The organism is Pseudomonas sp. Z5-35, assembly GCF_051131945.1.
Lineage (GTDB): Bacteria > Pseudomonadota > Gammaproteobacteria > Pseudomonadales > Pseudomonadaceae > Aquipseudomonas > Aquipseudomonas marvdashtae.
In genome coordinates, this window is record NZ_CP071640.1 from 1,040,935 (window position 1) to 1,057,843 (window position 16,909).

Sequence of the window (16,909 nt, forward strand, 5' to 3'; positions counted from 1 at the left end):
GCCCGTCTATCCGCGTCATAGCCAATTTTCTCAGGTGCCCACGCGAATGGACTGGTAGCTTAGGGCGCCTGAGCATTTGCCATTAATGAGGCCCTCGCTATGACCGCTCCCACTTCGATTCGCCGACTCAACGCTGCCGACCCGGATTTCGCGCATCATCTGGATCATCTGCTGAGCTGGGAGAGTGTGTCTGACGACTCGGTCAATGAGCGGGTGCTGGACATCATCAAGGCCGTTCGCGAGCGTGGCGATGCCGCGTTGGTGGAGTTCACGCAGAAGTTCGACGGCTTGCAAGTCGCCTCGATGGCCGACCTGATCCTGCCACGCGAGCGTCTGGAGCTGGCACTGACTCGGATCACCGTGCCTCAGCGCGAGGCGCTGGAAAAAGCCGCGTCCCGGGTTCGCAGCTACCACGAAAGGCAGAAACAGGACTCCTGGAGCTACACCGAAGCCGACGGCACGGTGCTGGGCCAGAAGGTCACGCCGCTGGACCGCGCCGGCCTGTACGTCCCGGGTGGCAAGGCGTCCTATCCGTCCTCGGTATTAATGAACGCCATCCCGGCCAAGGTCGCCGGGGTGACCGAAGTGGTGATGGTGGTGCCGACCCCGCGCGGTGAAATCAACGAACTGGTGTTGGCCGCCGCCTGCATTGCCGGCGTCGACCGGGTGTTCACCATCGGCGGTGCCCAAGCCGTCGCCGCGTTGGCCTATGGCACCGAAAGCGTGCCGAGGGTCGACAAAGTGGTCGGGCCGGGCAACATCTATGTCGCCACCGCCAAGCGCCACGTATTTGGCCAGGTCGGTATCGACATGATCGCCGGACCTTCGGAGATCCTCGTGGTGTGTGACGGTCAGACCGACCCGGACTGGATCGCCATGGACCTGTTTTCCCAGGCCGAGCACGACGAAGATGCCCAGGCGATCCTGGTCAGCCCGGACGCCGAGTTCCTCGACAAGGTCGCTGCGAGCATCGACAAGCTGCTGCCGACCATGGACCGCGCCGAGATCATCAACACCTCGATCAATGGTCGTGGAGCGCTGATCAAGGTCGAAGACATGGAGCAGGCCATCGAGGTCGCCAACCGTATCGCGCCGGAACACCTGGAATTGTCGGTCGCCGACCCACAAGCCTGGTTGCCGAAGATTCGCCACGCCGGTGCGATTTTCATGGGCCGTCACACCTCCGAGGCGCTGGGCGACTATTGCGCGGGTCCCAACCACGTGCTGCCGACCTCCGGCACCGCGCGTTTCTCCTCGCCGCTGGGGGTTTACGATTTCCAGAAACGTTCGTCGATCATTTTCTGCTCCGAGCAGGGCGCGTCCGAACTGGGCAAGACCGCGTCGGTGCTGGCCCGCGGCGAATCCCTGAGCGCCCACGCGCGTAGCGCCGAGTACCGCATTCTTGACGAGCCATCCATTGAGCGGCAGGGGAACTGAAATGAGCAGATTCTGGAGCCCGTTCGTCAAGAACCTGGTGCCCTACGTGCCGGGCGAACAGCCGAAGCTGACCCGGCTGGTCAAGCTCAACACCAATGAAAATCCCTACGGCCCATCGCCCAAGGCCCTGGCCGCGATGCAGACCGAGCTGAACGACAATCTGCGCCTGTATCCGGATCCCAACAGTGATCTGCTCAAAAGCGCCGTGGCCCGGTATTACGGTGTGCAGACCAACCAAGTGTTCCTGGGCAACGGTTCGGATGAAGTGCTGGCGCACATCTTCCACGGCTTGTTGCAACACGATCAGCCGTTGCTGTTCCCGGACATCAGCTACAGCTTCTATCCGGTTTATTGCGGGCTGTACGGTATCCAGTTCGATGCGGTGCCGCTGGATGAGCAATTCCGGATCGACCCGGCGGACTACGCCAAGCCCAATGGCGGGATCATTTTCCCCAACCCCAACGCGCCGACCGGCTGCCTGTTGGCGCTGGAAGCGATCGAGCAGATCCTCAAGGCCAGCCCGGATTCGGTGGTGGTGGTCGACGAGGCCTACATCGACTTTGGCGGCGAGACGGCCATCAGCCTGGTGGATCGTTATCCGAACCTGCTGGTCACCCAGACGCTTTCCAAGTCTCGTTCGCTGGCGGGGCTGCGGGTGGGGCTGGCGGTGGGCCATCCGGAGCTGATCGAAGCGCTGGAGCGAATCAAGAACAGCTTCAACTCCTATCCCCTGGATCGCCTGGCAAATGTCGGCGGCGCGGCAGCGTTCGACGACCGTGAGTACTTTGACCGGACCTGTCGGTTGGTCATCGAGCACCGTGAATGGGTGGTGACGCAATTGGCAGCCAAGGGTTTTGAAGTGCTACCGTCGTCGGCGAACTTCATCTTCGCCCGTCATCCCCGGCACGACGCGGCGGGGCTGGCGGCGAAATTGCGCGAGCAAGGCGTGATTGTGCGGCACTTCAAGCAAGAGCGCATTGCGCAGTTCCTGCGGATCAGCATCGGCACGCCGGAGCAGAACCAGGCCCTGATCGAAGCCTTGGGCGAACTCTAAAGACCTGCGGTCGCTGTGGGAGTCTCGCTCCCACAGCGCTTGGTGTCCTATTCGTGGTGCGGTTCGCCGAGGAATGTCAGCGAGGTGAACACGCCGCGCGTCGCCACGTCCTTGTTGTCCTTGAGCGCGATTTCCATGCTCGCGGCGATCACATTCAAACCTTCATTGCGCACCAGCACTTTGGCCCGGCCTTCGGCATCGGTTTCAGTGCTCACGGTATTCGGCGCGCTACGGTAGTCCCCCACCAGTTTCACCCCAGCCGCTGGTTTGCCATCGAGCAGCACCCGCACCGGCAGTGACTGGCCGGGACCGACGGTCAGCGGGTCGACTTCCGGCACGATTACGAACTTGATCGGATCCAGCTTCGGCAGTTTCGCCCCCGGCTCATAGATCGCCAGGCTGTATTTGAACGTCTGCGTCGACTCAATCGCGCCGGGCACCTTGCTGCGGCCTTCGTTGATCCACTTTTTGTCAGCCGTCTGCGACCACATCCCGTTGTCCAGGGCGACCGCCAGCACGGCCGGGGGCTTGAGCGGTTGCAGGCGCGCATGGTCCGGCAGGCGCTCCACCGTAACGGGGATCATCTTGCCGCCCAGGTCGTAGGCCCAGGCGCCGCTGATTTTTTTCGCCTTGAAGGCGTTGTCCTCGGCGCCGTGGCCGTAGATCACTTCAATGTTGCCGCGTCGTTGTTCGGTCCACAGGCCATGGGCCGAGGCCTGGGTGGCGAGAAACAGGCCGATAAGGGCGAAGGTCTTGGGGTATTTCATGCTGACTTCCTTTACAGATCGAGGGTGAGGCTGACAGTGAAGTTGCGCGGGTCGCCGGGCGTGACCCAGTAATTGCTGAAGGAGCGTTCGTAGTACTTTTCATCGAAGACATTGTTCAGGTTCAGGCCGACGGTGACGTTGTCGCTGGCCTTGTAATGGGCCAGCAGGTCCACGGTGTGGTAGGCCGGCAGTTCGAAGTCCTTGCCGGCTTCGCCCGAGCGATCACCGACATAAGTGAACGCTGCACCGAGGTCCGAACCGCGCAGATGCCCATCCTGGAATTCGTAGACGCCCAGCAAGCTGCCGCTGCGCTTGGCGACGCCGAGGATCCGGCTGCCCGTGGGAATTTCCTCGTCACCCTGGGTCACTTCGGCATCGATGTAGGCGAAGGCGCCGATGATGCGCACCGCGTCGGTCAGCTGGCCGGTGATCTGCAAATCGATGCCCTGGCTGCGGGCCTCGCCCACGGCGCGGCTGAAATCGGTTCCGGCAACCTGAGTCAGGACGTTTTCCTTTTCTATGTGGAACGCCGCCAGGGTGGTGCTCAATCGGTCATCGAACAACTCGCTCTTGACCCCGATTTCATACCCGATACCTTCCTCGGGGTCGAAGGTCTTGTCGTTGGCGTCCAGGCCGTTGTTGGGCTTGAACGAGGTGGAGGCGTTGGCGAACAGCCCGACTTCAGGCGTCAGTTGATACAACAGCCCGGCGCGTTGGGTCAGGGCGTCATGGCGCTGGCGGCTGGTCACGTCGTTGACGTGGTTGTCGACGCTTTGTTCGAAATGCTCATAGCGCACGCCGAGCAGGCCGCGCAGCTTGTCGGTGAAGATGACTTGGTCCTGAAGGTTCAGGGCCCGGCTCTTGACATGCTCGAAGAAGTCCGTGCCGGAGCGCACGCCGTTGGGTTTTGGCTGGCCGTAGATCGGGTTATAGAGGTCGATGGGGTAAGCGCCAGCGATGGTGGTCACGCGTTCGTTCTTGCGGTAGTCCTCGTATTCCGTGCCGATCAGCACTTCATGCTGCCAAGGCCCGAGGTCGAATTGGCCACGCAGTTCCAGCTGGGTAATGCTGTCGTGCCAGTTGTTGTCGCGCTCGCGGTAGCGGCGGTTCACGGTGTGGCCGTCGGCGTTCAGCGGGCGCGCTTCGGAGGCAAATCCCCAGAGTTCGCCCTGCTTGTAGTGGCTGGCGAGGCGCAGTTGCCAGTCATCGTTGAGCTGATGCTCAAGGGCAGCCTGAAGCATGTTGTTGTGGTTGTCGATGTCGCCGTCGTTGGGCTCGCCCAAAAAAGTCGAACGGGAAACGCCGCTCCAGCGATTGTTTGGCGCGACGATGCCGCGGTCAAAAGTCGAGCTGTGACGCACGATTTCACTTTCCACCAGCAGCCGAGTGTCTGGGCTTAGTTGCCAACTGATGGAAGGCGCCACGAAGACACGCTTGTTGTCGACGTGATCGCGGAAGCTGTGGTTGTCCTCGACCGCCAGGTTGACCCGCGACAGCACGTTGCCTTCAGCGTCGAGTGGCGTATTGACGTCCAGGGCGGTGCGGTAGCGATCCCAACTGCCAGCGCTGGTCTGCAATGTGGTGAACGCTTTAGGCTGGGGTTTCTTGGTGACGATGTTCACCGTGCCCCCGGGATCGCCTCGCCCGTAGAGGCTGGCCGCAGGCCCCTTGAGTACCTCGATGCGCTCGATATTGGCCGCGTCCGGCGTGCTGGGATAGCCGCGGTTGGCGCTGAAACCGTCCTTGTAAAATTCTGAAGTGGTGAAGCCGCGCACGCTGTATTCGTAGAGCGTCAGCCCGCCGAAGCTGTTCTGTTTCGATACGCCGCCGGCATATTCCAGCGCTCGCTCGACGCTCGTGCTGCCCAGGTCCTTGAGCACGCTGGCGGGGATTACGCTGATGGATTGCGGGACGTCGCGCAGGGCCGTGTCGGTTTTGGTGGCGCTGGCGGAACGGGTGGCGCGGTAGCCCGAGACGGGGCCAGTGGGGGATTCGTAATTGGACGTGACGTTGATGGCGTCCAGCTCCAGGGGCTGGTTTTCTTCGGCAAAGACCGGATCGCCCAGCAGGCCCAGGGCCAGGCTGGCGAGGGAAATCCGTTTTAAAGATGACATGTTATGTTGTTCCAATTTTTAGTATTGAAACAATATAACACTACTAATGAGAATTTATGCTATTTCTGATTTTCCTGATTCGCGGATTGTTTTCGTGGCGAGGGAGCTTGCTCCCGCTGGGCCGCGAAGCAGCCCCAACAGGATCGGATGCGGTCGGTCTGGTATTTTCGAGGTGACGGTTTTTAGGGCCGCTGCGCGACCCAGCGGGAGCAAGCTCCCTCGCCACGGGGGGATAGTTATTCTTCTTCCTTGAGCACCACCGGTGCCGGCGGTGGACGCAGGCCGATTTCGGCCGTGAGCTTGAGCTCCTTGCCGTTGCGCATCACCTGGACAGTCACCTTGTCGGTGGGCTTGATCCGCGCCACTTGGTTCATCGAGCGGCGGCCATCGCCCGCCGGTTCGCCATCGATGCTCAGGATCACATCGCCTAGCTGCAAGCCGGCCTTCTGCGCCGGGCCGTCGCGGAAGATCCCTGCCACAACGATCCCGGGACGCCCGGACAAGCCGTAAGACTCCGCCAGTTCCTGGGTCAGCGGTTGCACTTCGATGCCCAGCCAGCCACGGATCACCTGGCCGTGTTCGATGATCGACTTCATCACCTCCATCGCCAGTTTCACCGGGATGGCGAAGCCGATGCCCTGGCTGCCGCCGGATTTGGAGAAAATCGCGGTGTTGATCCCGGTGAGGTTGCCGTTGGCATCCACCAGTGCACCGCCGGAGTTGCCGGGGTTGATCGCGGCGTCGGTCTGGATGAAGTCTTCGTAGTTGTTCAGGCCCAGCTGGTTGCGCCCGGTGGCACTGATGATGCCCATGGTCACGGTCTGGCCGACGCCGAACGGATTACCGATCGCCAGGGCCACGTCGCCGATGCGAATACTGTCGGAGCGGCCGATGGTGATCGCCGGCAGGTTTTTCAGATCGATCTTGAGCACGGCGAGGTCGGTTTCCGGATCGCTGCCTATCACCCGTGCCAGGGTCTCACGGCCATCCTTGAGCGCCACGACGATCTGGTCGGCACCGCTGGTGACGTGGTTGTTGGTCAGGATATAGCCTTCCGGGCTCATGATCACACCCGAACCCAGGCTCGACTCCATGCGCTTCTGCTTGGGCGAGTTGTCGCCGAAAAAACGCCGGAATTGTGGGTCTTCGAAGAGCGGGTGGTTGGGTTTGTTGATGACCTTGGTGGTGTACAGGTTGACCACCGCCGGCGCGGCCAGGGTCACTGCGTCGGCATAGGACACCGGCCCCTGCTGCGGGGCCTTGGTTTGCGGCGCCTGCTGCAGGTTGACGTCAAGGCTTGGCAGCCCGACCCATTCCGGGTAGCGCTGGATAATCAATAGAGCGACAAGCACGCCGGCCAATAGCGGCCAGCCGGAAAAACGCAGCGCCTTGAGCATTAAGCACGTCCTACGATGGTTGCAGGCGGGATGAGACCGCCCATAATGTCGCGCATTATACGAGGCCGCGCACGCCTCGGAACGGGATATTTAGGAGTCTTTTTATGGCCGTAGCCCTGAGCACCCTGGTTGAAGAAGCGGACCGATACCTGGCAAGCAGCCGGGTCACCGATTACTGCCCCAATGGCTTGCAGGTCGAGGGCGCGCCGCAGGTGATGCGCATCGTCAGCGGCGTGACCGCCAGCCAGGCGCTGCTCGACGCCGCCGTGGAGGCCAGCGCCGACCTGGTGTTGGTGCACCATGGTTATTTCTGGAAGGGTGAGAACCCGTGCATCACCGGCATGAAGCAGCGGCGCCTGAAAACCTTGCTCAAGCACGACATCAGCCTGTTGGCCTACCACTTGCCGCTGGATCTGCACCCCGAGGTCGGCAATAACGTGCAACTGGCCCGGCAGTTGGATATCACCGTCGAAGGGCCGCTGGATCCGGATAACCCGAAAATCGTCGGCTTGGTCGGCTCCTTGTCCGAGCCGATGACGCCGCGGGATTTCGCCCGCAAGGTCCAAGAGGCCATGGGCCGCGAGCCGTTGTTGATCGAAAGCGAGCACATGATCCGTCGCGTTGGCTGGTGCACGGGCGGGGGGCAGGGCTATATCGAACAGGCAGTGCTGGCCGGGGTTGATCTGTACCTCAGTGGCGAGGCGTCCGAGCAGACTTTTCACAGCGCCCGGGAAAACGACATCAGCTTCATCGCCGCCGGTCACCATGCGACCGAACGCTACGGCGTCAAGGCATTGGGCGACTATCTGGCGCGACGTTTTGCATTGGAACACATCTTTATCGACTGCCCGAACCCCATTTGACACGCCTTCGGCCCCCGAACCCGCAGGCATATCCATATGCTGTTTCGATCTAGCCGGCGCCCTGATTAGAAGAGGTCGCTGTGCTAGGATTCCCCGCTCGAACACGGCCCGCTGGCCGTTCATAAGAATGTTTTCGTGAGTAGCCATGGTCGACAAACTGACGCATCTGAAACAGCTGGAGGCGGAAAGCATCCACATCATCCGCGAGGTGGCCGCCGAGTTCGACAACCCGGTGATGCTGTACTCCATCGGTAAAGACTCCGCCGTGATGCTGCACCTGGCACGCAAGGCGTTTTTCCCCGGCAAGCTGCCGTTTCCGGTGATGCACGTCGACACCCGCTGGAAATTCCAGGAGATGTACAAGTTCCGCGACCGCATGGTTGAGGAGCTTGGCCTGGACTTGATCACCCATATCAACCCGGACGGCGTGGCGCAGAATATCAACCCGTTCACCCATGGCAGCGCCAAGCACACCGACATCATGAAGACCGAGGGCCTGAAACAGGCGCTCGACAAGCATGGTTTCGACGCAGCTTTCGGCGGCGCCCGTCGCGATGAAGAGAAGTCCCGCGCCAAGGAGCGCGTCTACTCTTTCCGCGACGGCAAACACCGCTGGGACCCGAAGAACCAGCGTCCGGAGCTGTGGAACGTCTACAACGGCAAGGTCAACAAGGGCGAATCCATTCGCGTGTTCCCGCTGTCGAACTGGACCGAGCTGGACATCTGGCAGTACATCTACCTCGAAGGCATTCCGATCGTGCCGCTGTATTTCGCCGCCGAGCGTGAAGTGATCGAGAAGAACGGCACGCTGATCATGATCGACGACGAGCGCATCCTCGAGCACCTCTCCGATGAAGACAAAGCCCGCATCGTCAAGAAGAAAGTGCGTTTCCGTACCCTTGGCTGCTACCCGTTGACGGGCGCGGTGGAGTCCGAGGCCGAAAGCCTCACGGACATCATTCAGGAAATGCTCCTGACGCGAACTTCCGAGCGCCAGGGCCGGGTCATCGACCACGATGGCGCAGGCTCGATGGAAGATAAGAAACGTCAGGGGTACTTTTAAGCTTCGAGTTACAAGCGGCAAGCTGCAAGTTAAAGGCGGTATGCGTAATTTTGCAGCTTGGTGCTTGCAGCCGGTTGTTGCGAGCCGTCATCGGATGATCGCAATGGATTTCGAGAAGCTGATTGTTTGGCAACGAAGCAAATGTTTGGCGGTGGGAATTTATAGAGAGTTTGCGCGCTGTGGGGATTTCGGCTTCAAAGACCAAATTACCCGTTCCGCACTTTCGGTGCCTTCCAATATCGCAGAAGGCATGGAGCGTTACAGCGCCAAGGAAAAGGTACGTTTTCTTTGGATCGCGAAGGCTTCTTGTGGAGAGTTACGAACACAGATCCTCATCGGCAGCGACATTGCTTACATCGCCCAGCCGCTGGCAGATAACTGGATTGCAGAAACTCGCGAGCTCTCAAAAATGCTTCGCGGCTTGATCAACAAAATTTCTGACTAGCTGTACGCCGACAAGCTTGCCGCTTGAAGCTTACAGCTCGGAGCTTGAACACAATGAGCCATCAATCTGATTTGATCAGCGAGGACATCCTCGCCTACCTGGGCCAGCACGAGCGTAAAGAACTGCTGCGCTTTTTGACCTGCGGTAACGTCGATGACGGCAAGAGCACCCTGATCGGGCGCTTGCTGCACGACTCCAAGATGATCTACGAAGATCACTTGGAAGCCATCACCCGCGATTCGAAGAAAGTCGGCACCACCGGTGACGACATCGACCTGGCATTGCTGGTCGACGGCCTGCAGGCCGAGCGCGAGCAAGGCATCACCATTGATGTTGCGTACCGCTATTTCTCCACCGCCAAGCGCAAGTTCATCATTGCCGATACTCCCGGCCATGAGCAGTACACCCGCAACATGGCCACCGGTGCCTCCACCTGTGACCTGGCGATCATCCTGGTGGATGCCCGCTACGGCGTGCAGACCCAGACCCGTCGCCACAGCTTCATCGCCTCGTTGCTGGGCATCAAGCACATCGTTGTCGCCATCAACAAGATGGACCTCAAGGACTTCGACCAAGGCGTGTTCGAGTCGATCAAGGCCGACTACCTGAAGTTCGCCGAAGGCTTGAAATTGAAGCCCACCAGCATGCACTTCGTGCCGATGTCGGCCCTCAAGGGCGACAACGTGGTGAACAAGTCCGAGCGCTCGCCGTGGTACACCGGCCAGTCGCTGATGGAAATTCTCGAAACCGTGGAAGTGGCCGGTGACCGTAACTTCACCGACCTGCGTTTCCCGGTGCAGTATGTCAACCGTCCGAACCTGAACTTCCGCGGTTTCGCCGGCACCCTCGCCAGCGGCGTCGTGCACAAGGGCGACGAAGTGGTGGTGCTGCCGTCGGGCAAGAGCAGCCGGGTGAAATCCATCGTCACTTTCGAGGGCGAACTGGAGCACGCCGGTCCAGGTCAGGCCGTAACCCTGACCATGGAAGACGAGATCGACATCTCCCGTGGCGACTTGCTGGTGCACGCCGATAACGTCCCGCCGGTCACCGACAGCTTCGAAGCGATGCTCGTGTGGATGGCCGAAGAGCCAATGCTCCCGGGCAAGAAATACGACATCAAGCGCGCCACCAGTTATGTGCCGGGCTCGATTGCCAGCATCGTCAACAAGGTCGATGTGAACACGCTCGAAGAAGGCCCGGCCAGCGCGCTGCAACTCAACGAAATCGGCAAGGTGAAGATCGCCCTGGACGCGCCGATTGCCCTGGACGGCTACGAGAGCAACCGCACCACCGGCGCCTTCATCATCATTGATCGCCTGACCAACGGCACCGTTGGCGCGGGCATGATCGTCGCCCAGCCGCTGGCCCATGGCAGCAGCACGCATCACGGCAAACTGGCCCATGTGTCGGTGCAAGAGCGCGCCCAGCGCTTCGGCCAGCAACCGGCCACGGTGTTGTTCAGCGGCTTGTCCGGCGCGGGCAAAAGCACGCTGGCCTACGCCGTGGAGCGCAAGCTGTTCGACCAGGGCCGTGGGGTGTTCGTGCTCGATGGCCAGAACCTGCGTCATGACTTGAACAAAGGCCTGCCGCAGGATCGTGCCGGGCGTACCGAGAACTGGCGTCGTGCGGCTCACGTCGCACGCCAGTTCAACGAAGCCGGCCTGCTGACCCTCGCCGCGTTCGTTGCGCCGAGTGCCGAAGGGCGTGAGCAGGCCAAGGACCTGATCGGCAGGGAGCGTCTGCTGACGGTCTACGTCCAGGCGTCGCCAGCGGTGTGCGCCCAACGCGATCCGCAAGGGCTGTACGCCGCTGCCGGCGATAACATCCCGGGCGAGTCCTTCCCGTACGACGTGCCGCTGGACGCCGACCTGGTGATCGACACCCAGTCCCTGACGTTGGAGGAAAGCGTCAAGCAGGTGCTGGAGCTGCTACGCAAGCACGGGGTGATATAAGGGGAGCAGCTTCAAGCTTCAAGCTTCAAGTAAAAGCCCGCCGATGAGTGATCATCGGCGGGCTTTTTGTGACTACAGAATCGTCAACGGGCATCAGTGGCGGTCTGGATACTCGCGATGCATCTGCGCAAGCAGCGCATCCTTGTCCTGCCACAACTGGTTGATCCAGCCCTGGAATTCCAGGCGATAGGCGCCATCCTGGTCGTAGTTCATGCCGATGAATTGCGCGGGGATCTTCAGCTCCTGGAAATGCACCACCACCTCATCGACCTTGCCGCAGAGCAGGTCCCAATAGCCGGGACGCCCGCCGGGATAATGAATGGTCACGTTGATAATCGATTCCAACTGTTCACCCATCGCGTCGAGCACAAACGCGATGCCACCGGCCTTGGGCTTGAGCAGGTAGCGAAACGGCGATTGCTGCTGGGCATGCTTGCCTTCGGTAAAGCGCGTGCCTTCGACGAAGTTGAAAATGCCCACGGGGTTGTTGCGAAACTTCGCGCAGGTCTTGCGCGTGGTTTCCAAGTCCTTGCCTTTCTTTTCCGGGTGCTTTTCCAGGTATGCCTTGGAATAGCGCTTCATGAATGGAAAGCCCAACGCCCACCAGGCCAGGCCGATCACAGGCACCCAGATCAGCTCTTGCTTGAGAAAAAACTTCAACGGCCGGATGCGCCGGTTCAACACGTACTGCAACACCATGATGTCGACCCAGCTCTGGTGGTTGCTGGTGATCAGGTATGAGTGCTGGTAGTCGAGGCCCTCCAGGCCGCTGAGGTGCCAGCGCGTGCGGCGCAGCAGATTCATCCAGGCCTTATTGTTGCTGATCCAGGCTTCGTGGATGTGGCTCATCAGCCAGTCGGTGAAGCGCTGGGCGGCGGGGAAGGGCAGCAACAGCTTGAAAATCGCCACGACGAATAGCGGTGTGCAGCAGGCGATGGTGTTCAGCGCCAACAGCAATGAAGCGATGACGCCACGCAGGTGGGCAGGCAGGAAATCCAGCATTTAAATATCCAGAGGTCGGTTGGCGGCTTGGATCGCGGTGAGGGCGATGGTGTACACGATGTCGTCGACCTGGGCGCCGCGCGGCAAGTCGTTCACCGGTTTGCGCAAGCCTTGCAGCATCGGCCCGAGGCTGACGCAATCGGCGCTGCGCTGTACGGCCTTGTGGGTGGTATTGCCGGTGTTCAGGTCCGGGAAGATAAACACCGTCGCCCGACCCGCGACTTGGCTGTTGGGTGCCAGTTGCCGCGCCACGGCTTCGTTGGCGGCGGCGTCGTATTGCAGCGGGCCGTCGATCAACAGGCCATGTTGTGCCTCGTGGGCCAGCAGGGTGGCCTCGCGGACCTTCTCCACTTCTTCGCCGCTGGCCGACTCGCCGCTGGAATAGCTGAGCATCGCCACCCGTGGCGTGATGCCGAAGGCTGCCGCGGAATCAGCGCTTTGCAGGGCAATTTCCGCCAGTTCCGTCGCGCTCGGGTGCGGGTTCATCACGCAGTCGCCATATACCAGGACTTCCTCCGGAAACAGCATGAAGAACACCGAGGACACCAGCGAGCATCCCGGCGCGGTCTTGATCAGTTGCAGCGCCGGGCGGATGGTGTTGGCGGTGGAGTGGATGACACCGGAGACCAGTCCGTCCACTTCGTCCAGCGCCAGCATCATGGTGCCGATGACCACGGTGTCTTCCAGCTGTTGCTCGGCCATCGGCGCGTTCAGGCTTTTGCTCTTGCGCAACCGCACCATCGGCTCGACGTAACGCTCGCGAATCGAATCCGGGTCGAGGATCTCCAGTCCCGGCGGCAGTTCGATGCCCTGGGCGCGCGCCACCGCCTCGACGTCGGCCGGCTTGGCCAGCAGCACGCAACGGGCGATGCCCCGGGCCTGGCAAATGGCAGCGGCCTGGACGGTCAGCGGTTCGCTGCCTTCAGGCAGCACGATGCGTTTGTTCGCCGCCTGCGCGCGTTGGATCAGTTGATAGCGGAACACCGCCGGCGACAGGCGCATTTCCCGAGGCGTGCCGCAGCGCTGGTGCAGCCATTTGGCGTCCAGGTGGCCGGCGACGAAATCGGTGATGATTTCCGCACGCTCGCGGTCGTCGATCGGGATTTCCTTGTTCAGGTTGTTGAGCAAGTTGGCAGTGTCGTACGAGCCGGTGCTCACCGACAGCACCGGCAGCCCGGCCTGCAGCGCACCCCGGCACAAATCCATGATGCGTGGGTCGGGCAGGGTGTCGCTGGTCAGCAGCAGGCCGGCCAGCGGCACGCCGTTGATTGCCGCCAGGCTCACGGCCAGGATGATGTCGTCGCGGTCGCCAGGCGTGACGACCAAGACGCCTGGCTTGAGCAGCTCCACGGTGTTGCGCATGGTGCGAGCGCAGATAATGATGTTGCTCATGCGCCGGGTCTCGTAATCGCCGGCGTTGAGCACCTGTGCGCCCATCAGGTCGGCCACGTCGCGGGTGCGCGGGGCGTTGAGTTCGGGGCGAAACGGGATGCAACCGAGCAGACGGAAGTCGCCGCTGCGCAGCAAGGGCGAGTGCTCCTTGAGGCGTGCGGAGAACGCTTCCATGCTTTCGTCAGTGCGGACCTTGTTAAGGATTACGCCAAGAACCTTCGGGTCTTTCGGCCCGCCGAACAATTGCGCCTGCAACTCGACGCGGCCGGACAGCTCGGTCAGCACTTCGTTTTCCGGGGCTGACACGAGGATGACCTCGGCGTCCAGGCTCTTGGCCAAGTGCAGGTTGACCCGGGCGGCGTAGCTGGCGCTGCGGGTCGGGACCATGCCTTCGACGACCAGCACGTCCTTGCCGATGGCGGCTTGCTGGTAGAGGGTGATGATTTCTTCCAGCAGTTCATCGAGCTGGCCGTCGCCCAGCATGCGTTCCACATGGGCCAGGCCCAAGGGTTGTGGCGGCTTGAGGCCGTGGGTACGGGCCACCAGTTCGGTGGAGCGTTCCGGCCCGGTATCGCCGGGGTGAGGCTGGGCGATGGGTTTGAAAAAGCCGACTTTCAGCCCGGCCCGTTCGAGGGTACGCACCAGCCCGAGGCTGATGGAGGTCAGGCCCACACCAAAATCGGTGGGCGCGATAAAAAAAGTTTGCATGCGGTTTCCCTAGCAAGGCGCGGCCTATGGCTGGCCGTCTACCATCAATTCAGTCGTCAAGGTTATCGCTAACCGGGCCTTGGGCGCACCAGCCACAATCAAAGGGCTGGCCTATTTTTTCAATACGTTGCGCAGGGTCCAGCACCCAGGCCCGGGATTGCCACGGCGGCTGGTGGCGCAGGTGCTGGGTGTGGCCACAGGACAGCTCGGCCACCCAGTGCCCGTCCTCATCCTGATGGAAACCCGTGACCGTTGGTCTGTTCGAGCAGGCCCGTTTGTCCGGGTTCCGTTCGCTTTCAGGCAAATCCTTGTTTAGACTTGTCCGTTCTTCATTCTTATGCAAAAGGTCTCGCCCCATGCTGATCGCCGCCAATAAGGCTGTCTCCATCGACTATACCCTGACCAACGACGCTGGTGAGGTCATCGACAGCTCCGCCGGCGGCGCTCCGCTGGTCTACCTGCATGGCGCAGGCAACATCATCCCGGGCCTGGAAAAAGCCTTGGAAGGCAAAACCACCGGTGACGAGCTGAACGTTGCCGTTGAGCCGGAAGACGCCTATGGCGAATATTCCGCCGAACTGGTCAGCACCCTCAGCCGCAGCATGTTCGAAGGCGTGGATGAGCTGGAAGTGGGCATGCAATTCCACGCTTCGGCGCCGGACGGCCAGATGCAGATCGTCACCATCCGCGACCTGGAAGGCGACGACGTCACCGTTGACGGCAACCACCCATTGGCCGGCCAGCGCTTGAACTTCCAAGTCAAGATCGTCGACATTCGTGACGCCAGCCAGGAAGAAATCGCCCATGGCCACGTCCATGGTGAAGGCGGCCATCAGCATTGATTTCTGCGCTACGCTCAGATTGACTGGAGAGGCGCCCTATGGCGCCTTTTTAGTCGCTTGCTGTTAGCATCACCCATGGCTGTTTCGAAAAGATCCGCAAACCCTGGAGTTCGTCATGAGTGCTTTCCACGACCTTAAACTGACAGCGCTGGATGGTCAGGAGCTTCCTCTGGCGCCCTTCAAAGGGCAAGTCGTGCTGGTGGTCAATGTTGCCTCCAAATGTGGCCTGACGCCTCAATACGCGGCGCTGGAAAACCTCTATCAGCAATACAAAGACAAGGGGTTCAGCGTGCTGGGCCTGCCCTGCAATCAGTTCGCCGGCCAGGAGCCGGGGACCGAGCAGGAAATCCAGGAATTCTGCAGCCTCAACTACGGCGTGACGTTCCCGCTGTCGAGCAAACTGGAAGTAAACGGCCACGACCGTCACCAGCTTTACCGCCTGCTGGCGGGCGAAGGCGCGGAGTTTCCCGGGGACATCACCTGGAACTTCGAAAAATTCCTGCTCGGCAAGGACGGCCGCGTGCTGGCGCGTTTTTCCCCGCGCACCGCGCCGGATGATCCTTCGGTCATCCAGGCGATTGAAAAAGCATTGGCCTAGCACGGAGCCTTTGTGGCAAGGGAGCTTGAACCCACAACCTCACCGTCCCCTTTTGATCCTTAATCACTCCAATCAATAGTGCTACCCAGCGCTGTGCATGCCTCATATTATCGTCGTCATATCCGACCTGTGACCTCGTTTTCATGGAGTGCCCCATGCCTGTAAAAGCCCTGTTCAAACCCTTCCATCTCGGCGCGCTGGAACTGCCGACCCGGGTCGTGATGGCGCCGATGACGCGTTCGTTTTCACCGGGCGGCGTGCCGAACTCCAAGGTTATCGAATACTACCGTCGCCGAGCGGCGGCAGGGGTCGGCCTGATCATCACCGAAGGCACCACCGTCGGCCACAAGGCTTCCAACGGCTATCCGAACGTACCGCACTTCTACGGCGACGCCGCACTGGCCGGTTGGAAAAAAGTAGTCGATGCGGTGCACGCCGAGGGCGGTAAGATCGTTCCCCAGCTGTGGCATGTGGGTAATGTGCGCCGCCTCGGTACCGAGCCGGATGGCGCCGTGCCGGGCTATGGTCCGAGCGAAAAACTCAAGGATGGCCAGGTCGTGATTCATGGCATGACCCAGGCGGACATCAATGAAGTCATCGCCGCCTTTGCCCAAGCGGCAAAAGACGCCCAGAGCATCGGCATGGACGGCGTGGAGATCCACGGTGCCCACGGCTACCTAGTGGACCAGTTCTTCTGGGAAGGCAGCAACCAGCGCACTGACGGCTACGGCGGCAGCCTGGCCAACCGTTCGCGCTTTGCGATCGAGTTGATTCGCGCGGTGCGCGCGGCGGTGGGCGAGGGCTTCCCAATCATTTTCCGCTTCTCTCAATGGAAGCAGCAGGATTACGCAGCGCGTCTGGTGCTGACGCCCGAAGCGCTGGGAGAATTCCTCAAGCCATTGGCTGACGCAGGCGTGGATATTTTCCACTGCTCGACACGCCGGTTCTGGGAACCGGAGTTCGAAGGCTCGGAGCTGAATCTGGCCGGCTGGACGCGCAAGCTCACCGGCAAACCGACCATCACCGTCGGCAGCGTCGGCCTGGATGGCGAATTCCTCCAGTTCATGGTCAACACCGATAAAATTGCCCAGCCGGCCAGCCTGGAAAACCTGCTGGAGCGGTTGAACAACGAAGAGTTCGACCTCGTGGCAGTGGGACGCGCATTGCTGGTGGATCCGGACTGGGCGCAAAAAGTCCGGGAAGGGCGCGAGCAAGAGATCCTGCCGTTCAGCCGCGAGGCGTTGATGACGCTGGTTTGAGTAGCGCCTGAACCGA

15 protein-coding genes are annotated in these 16,909 nt (G+C 61.1%); 9 read left to right on the top strand and 6 right to left on the bottom strand.

The window, feature by feature from the left end:
• Positions 1 to 99 precede the first annotated feature (99 nt).
• Together hisD and hisC are read left to right on the top strand one after the other, a co-directional pair.
• Positions 100 to 1,437 carry a histidinol dehydrogenase gene (hisD, locus tag J3P95_RS04930; protein ID WP_434561163.1) on the top strand — a complete coding sequence of 446 codons (1,338 nt, stop codon included), beginning with the start codon at positions 100 to 102 and terminating at the stop codon, positions 1,435 to 1,437.
• A gap of 1 nt (position 1,438) precedes the next feature.
• On the top strand, positions 1,439 to 2,491 hold the full coding sequence (hisC, locus tag J3P95_RS04935; RefSeq protein ID WP_434561165.1) for a histidinol-phosphate transaminase: 1,053 nt from the start codon (positions 1,439 to 1,441) through the stop codon (positions 2,489 to 2,491).
• A 47-nt stretch (positions 2,492 to 2,538) separates the two neighbouring features.
• Here hisC and J3P95_RS04940 read toward each other — a convergent pair whose 3' ends face one another.
• The 3 genes from J3P95_RS04940 to algW form a co-directional block, all read right to left on the bottom strand.
• The gene (locus J3P95_RS04940) at positions 2,539 to 3,258 is read right to left on the bottom strand and encodes a DUF4198 domain-containing protein (protein WP_434578460.1); all 720 of its coding nucleotides are present in this window, start codon (positions 3,256 to 3,258) and stop codon (positions 2,539 to 2,541) included.
• Between the two features lie 11 nt (positions 3,259 to 3,269).
• Positions 3,270 to 5,372 (bottom strand): TonB-dependent siderophore receptor, encoded by a 2,103-nt coding sequence (locus J3P95_RS04945; RefSeq protein WP_434578459.1) that lies wholly within the window; start codon positions 5,370 to 5,372, stop codon positions 3,270 to 3,272.
• Positions 5,373 to 5,608: 236 nt separating this feature from the next.
• Positions 5,609 to 6,769, bottom strand: a complete 1,161-nt coding sequence (algW, locus tag J3P95_RS04950) for a Do family serine endopeptidase AlgW (RefSeq protein ID WP_434561171.1) — start codon at positions 6,767 to 6,769, stop codon at positions 5,609 to 5,611.
• A gap of 104 nt (positions 6,770 to 6,873) precedes the next feature.
• On the opposite strand from algW, the gene J3P95_RS04955 reads away from it, so the two are divergent.
• From J3P95_RS04955 to cysN, 4 genes are all read left to right on the top strand, one after another.
• Positions 6,874 to 7,632: a Nif3-like dinuclear metal center hexameric protein gene (locus tag J3P95_RS04955; RefSeq protein ID WP_434578457.1), complete on the top strand. Its 759-nt coding sequence runs from the start codon at positions 6,874 to 6,876 to the stop codon at positions 7,630 to 7,632.
• Positions 7,633 to 7,777: 145 nt separating this feature from the next.
• Positions 7,778 to 8,695, top strand: coding sequence for a sulfate adenylyltransferase subunit CysD (cysD, locus tag J3P95_RS04960; RefSeq protein ID WP_434561175.1), 918 nt, complete (start codon positions 7,778 to 7,780; stop codon positions 8,693 to 8,695).
• 103 nt (positions 8,696 to 8,798) lie between these two features.
• On the top strand, positions 8,799 to 9,140 hold the full coding sequence (locus J3P95_RS04965) for a four helix bundle protein (RefSeq protein WP_434563698.1): 342 nt from the start codon (positions 8,799 to 8,801) through the stop codon (positions 9,138 to 9,140).
• Positions 9,141 to 9,193: 53 nt separating this feature from the next.
• The gene (gene cysN, locus J3P95_RS04970; protein WP_434561177.1) at positions 9,194 to 11,092 is read left to right on the top strand and encodes a sulfate adenylyltransferase subunit CysN; all 1,899 of its coding nucleotides are present in this window, start codon (positions 9,194 to 9,196) and stop codon (positions 11,090 to 11,092) included.
• A 93-nt stretch (positions 11,093 to 11,185) separates the two neighbouring features.
• Here cysN and J3P95_RS04975 read toward each other — a convergent pair whose 3' ends face one another.
• Genes J3P95_RS04975 through J3P95_RS04985 form a run of 3 tightly spaced genes read right to left on the bottom strand, consistent with a single transcriptional unit; the run spans position 11,186 to position 14,582 of the window.
• Positions 11,186 to 12,094, bottom strand: coding sequence for an acyltransferase (locus tag J3P95_RS04975; RefSeq protein WP_434578454.1), 909 nt, complete (start codon positions 12,092 to 12,094; stop codon positions 11,186 to 11,188).
• Complete coding sequence (pta, locus tag J3P95_RS04980) at positions 12,095 to 14,194, bottom strand: phosphate acetyltransferase (protein WP_434561181.1); 2,100 nt, start codon at positions 14,192 to 14,194, stop codon at positions 12,095 to 12,097.
• Between the two features lie 49 nt (positions 14,195 to 14,243).
• Positions 14,244 to 14,582: a DUF3565 domain-containing protein gene (locus J3P95_RS04985; RefSeq protein ID WP_434578452.1), complete on the bottom strand. Its 339-nt coding sequence runs from the start codon at positions 14,580 to 14,582 to the stop codon at positions 14,244 to 14,246.
• Here J3P95_RS04985 and J3P95_RS04990 point away from each other — a divergent pair.
• The 3 genes from J3P95_RS04990 to J3P95_RS05000 all read left to right on the top strand — a co-directional run bounded on the left by J3P95_RS04990 (position 14,551) and on the right by J3P95_RS05000 (position 16,893).
• Positions 14,551 to 15,036 carry an FKBP-type peptidyl-prolyl cis-trans isomerase gene (locus tag J3P95_RS04990; RefSeq protein ID WP_434578450.1) on the top strand — a complete coding sequence of 162 codons (486 nt, stop codon included), beginning with the start codon at positions 14,551 to 14,553 and terminating at the stop codon, positions 15,034 to 15,036. The two genes, J3P95_RS04985 and J3P95_RS04990, sit on opposite strands and share 32 nt — an antisense overlap.
• 115 nt (positions 15,037 to 15,151) lie before the next feature.
• Positions 15,152 to 15,634 carry a glutathione peroxidase gene (locus tag J3P95_RS04995; protein WP_434578449.1) on the top strand — a complete coding sequence of 161 codons (483 nt, stop codon included), beginning with the start codon at positions 15,152 to 15,154 and terminating at the stop codon, positions 15,632 to 15,634.
• Between the two features lie 155 nt (positions 15,635 to 15,789).
• The gene (locus tag J3P95_RS05000) at positions 15,790 to 16,893 is read left to right on the top strand and encodes an NADH:flavin oxidoreductase (protein WP_434561189.1); all 1,104 of its coding nucleotides are present in this window, start codon (positions 15,790 to 15,792) and stop codon (positions 16,891 to 16,893) included.
• Positions 16,894 to 16,909: the final 16 nt, after the last annotated feature.

Excerpts from the sequence above, each read along its gene's own strand:
- hisD (WP_434561163.1), top strand. The coding sequence starts at position 100 with ATGACCGCTCCCACTTCGATTCGCCGACTCAACGCTGCCGACCCGGAT.
- hisC (WP_434561165.1), top strand. The coding sequence starts at position 1,439 with ATGAGCAGATTCTGGAGCCCGTTCGTCAAGAACCTGGTGCCCTACGTG.
- J3P95_RS04940 (WP_434578460.1), bottom strand. The coding sequence starts at position 3,258 with ATGAAATACCCCAAGACCTTCGCCCTTATCGGCCTGTTTCTCGCCACC.
- J3P95_RS04945 (WP_434578459.1), bottom strand. The coding sequence starts at position 5,372 with ATGTCATCTTTAAAACGGATTTCCCTCGCCAGCCTGGCCCTGGGCCTG.
- algW (WP_434561171.1), bottom strand. The coding sequence starts at position 6,769 with ATGCTCAAGGCGCTGCGTTTTTCCGGCTGGCCGCTATTGGCCGGCGTG.
- J3P95_RS04955 (WP_434578457.1), top strand. The coding sequence starts at position 6,874 with ATGGCCGTAGCCCTGAGCACCCTGGTTGAAGAAGCGGACCGATACCTG.
- cysD (WP_434561175.1), top strand. The coding sequence starts at position 7,778 with ATGGTCGACAAACTGACGCATCTGAAACAGCTGGAGGCGGAAAGCATC.
- J3P95_RS04965 (WP_434563698.1), top strand. The coding sequence starts at position 8,799 with ATGGATTTCGAGAAGCTGATTGTTTGGCAACGAAGCAAATGTTTGGCG.
- cysN (WP_434561177.1), top strand. The coding sequence starts at position 9,194 with ATGAGCCATCAATCTGATTTGATCAGCGAGGACATCCTCGCCTACCTG.
- J3P95_RS04975 (WP_434578454.1), bottom strand. The coding sequence starts at position 12,094 with ATGCTGGATTTCCTGCCTGCCCACCTGCGTGGCGTCATCGCTTCATTG.
- pta (WP_434561181.1), bottom strand. The coding sequence starts at position 14,194 with ATGCAAACTTTTTTTATCGCGCCCACCGATTTTGGTGTGGGCCTGACC.
- J3P95_RS04990 (WP_434578450.1), top strand. The coding sequence starts at position 14,551 with ATGCTGATCGCCGCCAATAAGGCTGTCTCCATCGACTATACCCTGACC.
- J3P95_RS04985 (WP_434578452.1), bottom strand. The coding sequence starts at position 14,582 with ATGGAGACAGCCTTATTGGCGGCGATCAGCATGGGGCGAGACCTTTTG.
- J3P95_RS04995 (WP_434578449.1), top strand. The coding sequence starts at position 15,152 with ATGAGTGCTTTCCACGACCTTAAACTGACAGCGCTGGATGGTCAGGAG.
- J3P95_RS05000 (WP_434561189.1), top strand. The coding sequence starts at position 15,790 with ATGCCTGTAAAAGCCCTGTTCAAACCCTTCCATCTCGGCGCGCTGGAA.